Annotated in this window: 5 protein-coding genes; 3 read left to right on the top strand and 2 right to left on the bottom strand. The window is 74.2% G+C overall.

The features are described 5' to 3' along the window. A partial coding sequence (locus tag DZF91_RS28420) for a wax ester/triacylglycerol synthase domain-containing protein (RefSeq protein WP_328589228.1) occupies positions 1-579 on the bottom strand: 579 nt, incomplete at its 3' end. Positions 580-854: 275 nt separating this feature from the next. Here DZF91_RS28420 and DZF91_RS28415 point away from each other — a divergent pair. After that, complete coding sequence (locus tag DZF91_RS28415) at positions 855-1,532, top strand: uracil-DNA glycosylase (protein WP_117360194.1); 678 nt, start codon at positions 855-857, stop codon at positions 1,530-1,532. Positions 1,533-1,611: 79 nt separating this feature from the next. On the opposite strand, the gene DZF91_RS28410 is transcribed toward DZF91_RS28415, so the two are convergent. Further along, positions 1,612-2,511 (bottom strand): hypothetical protein, encoded by a 900-nt coding sequence (locus DZF91_RS28410; RefSeq protein WP_117360193.1) that lies wholly within the window; start codon positions 2,509-2,511, stop codon positions 1,612-1,614. A 134-nt stretch (positions 2,512-2,645) separates the two neighbouring features. Between DZF91_RS28410 and DZF91_RS28405 the strand changes: the two genes are divergently transcribed. Beyond that, the gene (locus DZF91_RS28405) at positions 2,646-3,545 is read left to right on the top strand and encodes a lysophospholipid acyltransferase family protein (protein WP_117360192.1); all 900 of its coding nucleotides are present in this window, start codon (positions 2,646-2,648) and stop codon (positions 3,543-3,545) included. 42 nt (positions 3,546-3,587) lie between these two features. Next, a complete protein-coding gene (locus tag DZF91_RS28400) occupies positions 3,588-4,757 on the top strand; it encodes a DUF5925 domain-containing protein (protein WP_117360191.1) in 1,170 nt (389 codons plus the stop codon). The last annotated feature ends 315 nt before the right edge of the window (positions 4,758-5,072 follow it).

Here is a 5,072-nt window from a genome sequence, read left to right as displayed (position 1 = left end):
GGGGGCGCGCAGCGGCGCGGCGTCGTCGGCGGGCAGCTCGCGCGGCTCGGGCGCGATGTCGAGCAGCGCGGCGAGGGTCTCGGCGGCGAGCACGCCGTCCACGGCGGCGTGGTGCGCCTTGACGTACACCGCCGCCCGGCCGCCCTCCAGCCCCTGCACGAGCACCAGCTCCCACAGCGGCCGGCTGCGGTCGAGGGGGCGGGCGTGCAGCGCGGCGACCACCTCGGCGAGCTGCTCGTCCGTGCCGGGGGCGGGCAGCGTCACCTCCGACACGTGCTGGACGGGGTCGAACGCGGGGTCGTCCTCCCAGTACGGGTGGTCGAGCCCGAACGGGACCCCGGCGAGCCGCCGCCGCAGCGGCCGGGCCGCCAGGTGCGCGCGCTCGCGGATGAGCTCCACGGCCGCGGCCGTGGTGATCCGGCCGTCCGGCAGCGCGCTCGGGTCGAGGATCCCGAGGCCCGCGATGTGCGCGTGCGTGCTGCGCGTCTCGGCGTTGAGGAACGTCGCGTCCAGGGTGGTCAGCTGGGTGGTCTGCGGAGTGGTGTCCTGGGGCGTGTGCGGAGTGGTGTGCTGGGTCATCTGGGGGGTGTCCCGCTCTCGTCGCTGGATCGTGTGCCGGGCCCTGCGGGGGTGGTCGGTCCGCGGTCCGGGGCGCCGTCGTCGGTGCGATGCCCCGACTCAAGGAGTTATGCGGTCCGGACGGGTCCGGTCAACGCGGGAGGGCGGAAAGTAACCCCGACTTAACGGGACGTTTCACCCAATTCACGTGGGGACCTTCGCGCGGCGCGTGGGAAGATAACCCGGTTTCGGCGTCCGCATGTGGACACATCCGGCCCTGGCTAAGCTGGTGCGCCATGAGCGCACGACCACTCGCGGAGACCGTCGAGGCGGGCTGGGCGCGAGCCCTGGAGCCCGTCGCCCCCCGCATCGCCGCCATGGGCGGGTTCCTGCGCGCCGAGGTCGCGGCGGGCCGCCGGTACCTGCCCGCCGGGCACCACATCCTGCGCGCCTTCCAGCAGCCCTTCGACGAGGTCCGGGTGCTGATCGTCGGCCAGGACCCCTACCCGACCCCGGGCCACCCGGTCGGGCTGTCGTTCTCGGTCGCCCCGGACGTCCGGCCGCTGCCCAGCTCGCTGGTCAACATCTTCCGCGAGCTGCGGGACGACCTCGGCCTGCCGGAGCCGTCCAACGGCGACCTCACCCCCTGGACGCAGCAGGGCGTCCTGCTGCTCAACCGGGCCCTCACCGTGCGCCCCGGCAAGCCCGCCTCGCACCGCGGCAAGGGCTGGGAGGAGGTCACCGAGCAGGCCATCCGCGCCCTGGCCGCCCGGGGCCGTCCGCTCGTGGCGATCCTGTGGGGCCGCGACGCCCGCAACCTGCGCCCGCTGCTCGACGGCGTCCCGTGCATCGAGTCCGCCCACCCGTCGCCGATGTCGGCCAACGGCGGCTTCTTCGGATCCCGCCCGTTCAGCCGCGCCAACCGGCTCCTCGCCGAGCAGGGCGCCTCCCCCGTCGACTGGAAGATCCCCTGACCCGCCGACCCGCCGGCGTGCGGGGCCGCTGAGCGCACCGGGCCGACGACGCGGCGCGCGGCACCGCAGGCCGCCGGTCCTAGTCCTCCGCGTCGGGGAGGATCTTGAGCAGGTCGTTGAACTCGGCGTTGGCGGGGCCGTCCGGGCTCTGCAGGACGGGGGTCAGCCGGCGCTCGCCGTGCGACCAGTAGACGCCGGACGCGCACGGGTCGTCGGCGGCGGCGTGCATCTCGGCGACCACGTCCGCGAAGACCGGCAGGACCTCCTCGACCGCGCGGCTGGTGATCGGGTAGATCAGCAGGGTGCTGTGGCTGGGGGCGCCGACCAGCGCGCCGTGCTCGTTCGGGGACGGCAGGAACTGGTGCACCTCGGACAGCAGCGCCGACACGTACCGGCTGCCCGGCTTGGTCACCACGCGGACGTCGCGGCCGGGCAGCAGCGGCTGGTCGCGGACCTCGACGTCGGCCAGCTCGCGGTCGTGGGTGTTGGTCATCACGAAGCCGAGCCGGCGCAGGCCGAGCAGCCCGGCCCGGTCGCGGGTCAGCGGGCCGCCGTAGCGCGGGTGGTCGATCACCACGACGGCGTCGAAGTGGTCCCCGGCGGGGACGACGACCAGGCCCTCGCGGTCGCCCGGGGTGAGCTTCGGAACGATCCGCAGCCGCAGCAGCTCGCGGACGTCGCCGAACAGCTCCATCTCGCCGACGGCCCGGGACGCGCGGTCGCCGACCTCGCGGACCCACTCGTCCACCAGGCTGGGCCAGCGGGTGCGGGGCTGGTCGGCGCAGCGCTCCAGGACGGTCGCGGTGGACGCGCGCGCCTGGGAGTGCCCGATCGTGAGCACCATCTCCGAGGTCGCGGCGTCCAGCCAGGCGCTGGGGGCGAGCACCGGCAGCAGGTCGCGGATCAGGGCGTGCACGTCGGACGCCGCGTCGCGCGGGCCGCCGCCCGGCCTGCCGCCGCCAGTCGCCTCTGGTTCCATCTCGCAACCCCCCTTCCCCGGAGCCCACCGCTGTCCCACACAGCTTCTCAGAGTCGGCCCCTCCCGCGCGATCCATCCGGCAGACGGAAGGTGATCTTGCCAGGCGAGGGCGGGGGGCAAGGTAGGTTGCAGGCATGTCGGAATACGTGTACCCGCCAGTGATCAAGGCGGCTCTCGGCCTGTTCAGAGCCCTGAACCTGAAGATCCGCCTGGAGGGGACCGAGCACATCCCGCCCACCGGCGGCGCGGTTCTGGTCAGCAACCACGTCAGCTACCTCGACTTCATCTTCGCGGGGCTGGCGGTCCACCCGGCCGGGCGGCTCGCCCGGTTCATGGCCAAGAGCGAGATCTTCGACCACCGGATCGCCGGGCCGCTGATGCGCGGCATGCACCACATCCCGGTGGACCGGGAGGCGGGCGCCGCGTCGTTCAAGGCGGCGCTGACCGCGCTGAAGGGCGGCGAGATCGTCGGCGTCTTCGCCGAGGCGACGATCAGCCGCTCGTTCACCGTCAAGGACATCAAGAGCGGCGCCGTGCGGATGGCGGTCGCGGGCAAGGTCCCGCTGATCCCGATCGCGATCTGGGGCCCGCAGCGGATGTGGACCAAGGGCCGCAAGAAGCGGCTGTTCCAGCGGAACATCCCGGTCACGATCCTCATCGGCGAGCCGATGTACCCCAAGCGCGGCGACGACTACGAGCAGGTCACCAAGGACCTGCGCGCCCGGATGTCGGAGCTGCTGGAGAAGGCGCAGCGCGAGTACCCCGACATCCCGGCCGAGTCCGAGTCGTGGTGGCAGCCCGCCTACCTCGGCGGCTCCGCGCCCACGCCGGAGGAGGCCGAGGAGCTGGACGCCCGGGAGGCCGAGGAGCGCCGCGCCCGCCGCGAGGCCCGCGCCGCCGCCGAGCAGGCCGCCGCCCCCAAGGTCGAGGCCGCTCCCAAGGACGAGCCCGCTCCGAAGGCCGAGGCTGAGCCGAAGGACGAGCCCGCCCCGAAGGCCGAGCCGAAGACCGAGCCGAAGACGGAGGACGAGTAATTCACTGGACGCGGACGCCACCCGCTACCGATCATCGGAAGCATGACGGCATCGCGAGAGGGACGCGGGGAGTTCCTGCACCTGGTCGAGGTCCCGGAGGTCGCCACGGCCTCCGGTGAGGACCTGACGCTGCCCGTGGTGCTGAACCTGAGCGACGGGGACTCCCCGGCCGACGTGATGGACCTGCTCTCGCTGCGTCCGTTCGCGTCCGGGGAGCAGCCGTGGTCCCGCTCCACGCGGCTGGAGGACGTCCGCAAGGACGCGCCGCTGCTGCCGGAGGGGGCGCGGGTGCTGCGCGTCGCGCACGAGAAGGAGAAGAAGTCGGTCCTCGCCCGGGGCGAGGGCTGGACGCTGCTGGTGAACCGGTGGACGCACGGCACCGCGTACGTGATGGTCACGGCGGTGGACGACGAGCTCGCCCAGTCCGTCCTGGACGAGACCGTGAAGGACGCGACCGACCAGCCGAAGCCGGGCGAGACCCACATCGAGATGGGGTTCTGGCACTTCGGGAAGCACGGCCCGCAGCACAGCGAGCGCTCGATCACGGCCGACCCGTGGAGCGGGGTCCGGCGCAACTACAGCGCGGGGGTGGCCGAGGCGCTCGACCGCGTCATGGCGCTCAGACCGGATGACGTGGGCGGGCGCATCCTGCTGCTGCACGGGCCGCCGGGCACCGGGAAGACCACGGCGCTGCGGGCGCTCGCCCGCGAGTGGAGCGAGTGGTGCCGGTCGGACTGCGTGCTCGACCCGGAGGTCCTGTTCTCCTCGCCCGGCTACCTGTTCCAGGCGACCATGGGCGAGGAGGACGACGAGGACCGCGGCTGGCGGCTGCTCATCCTGGAGGACTGCGACGAGCTGATCCGCGGCGAGGCCAAGCAGACGGCCGGGCAGGGCCTGTCCCGGCTGCTGAACCTGACCGACGGGATGCTCGGGCAGGGCCGGGACGTGCTGGTCGCGATCACCACCAACGAGGACCTGGCGCGGCTGCACCCGGCGGTCGTCCGGCCGGGGCGCTGCCTGGCGCAGATCGAGATCGGCCGGCTCTCCAGGGCCGAGGCGGTCGCGTGGCTGGGCGACGAGGCGGCCGAGGCGGCGCGCGCGATCGGCCCGGACGGCGCGACGCTGGCGGAGCTGGCGGCTCTCCGCAAGGGAGAGCCGCGCCCCACCGTCGGCCCGGATGCCCCCGGCACCGCGACCGGCTTCTACCTCTGACGGCCCGGCGGGGGCACCGGGCCTCGCCGAGGCGAAGGCTTCGGCGGGACCGTCCTCGGAACGTGGGGTCGCCCCGTAGGACCGCCGCACCGCGCGGCTCCGGGACTCCCCACCCTTCGCCACGCCCCCCGGTTCGGCACCCTGCCGCGGCGCGGGCGGACGCGCGTCCGCCGCACCGCTCCCGGGTGCCCCGCGCCCCGGTCCCCCGACCGGCGCGCGAGTCTGTCAGGCCGCCACGGGCCGATGCCTCGTGGCGGTCGTCTTCGTGTGGGTGAGGCGGCGTGCGGACGGCCGCCGCGGGGGTTCGGAGCGCGC

This window comes from Actinomadura logoneensis (assembly GCF_003428695.1).
GTDB lineage: Bacteria > Actinomycetota > Actinomycetes > Streptosporangiales > Streptosporangiaceae > Spirillospora > Spirillospora logoneensis.
This window is presented reverse-complemented; position numbering and strand designations above follow the sequence as displayed.

Bases quoted from the DNA above. Each gene is read 5' to 3' on its own strand.
- DZF91_RS28400 (WP_117360191.1), top strand. From the start codon at position 3,588: ATGACGGCATCGCGAGAGGGACGCGGGGAGTTCCTGCACCTGGTCGAG.
- DZF91_RS28410 (WP_117360193.1), bottom strand. From the start codon at position 2,511: ATGGAACCAGAGGCGACTGGCGGCGGCAGGCCGGGCGGCGGCCCGCGC.
- DZF91_RS28405 (WP_117360192.1), top strand. From the start codon at position 2,646: ATGTCGGAATACGTGTACCCGCCAGTGATCAAGGCGGCTCTCGGCCTG.
- DZF91_RS28415 (WP_117360194.1), top strand. From the start codon at position 855: ATGAGCGCACGACCACTCGCGGAGACCGTCGAGGCGGGCTGGGCGCGA.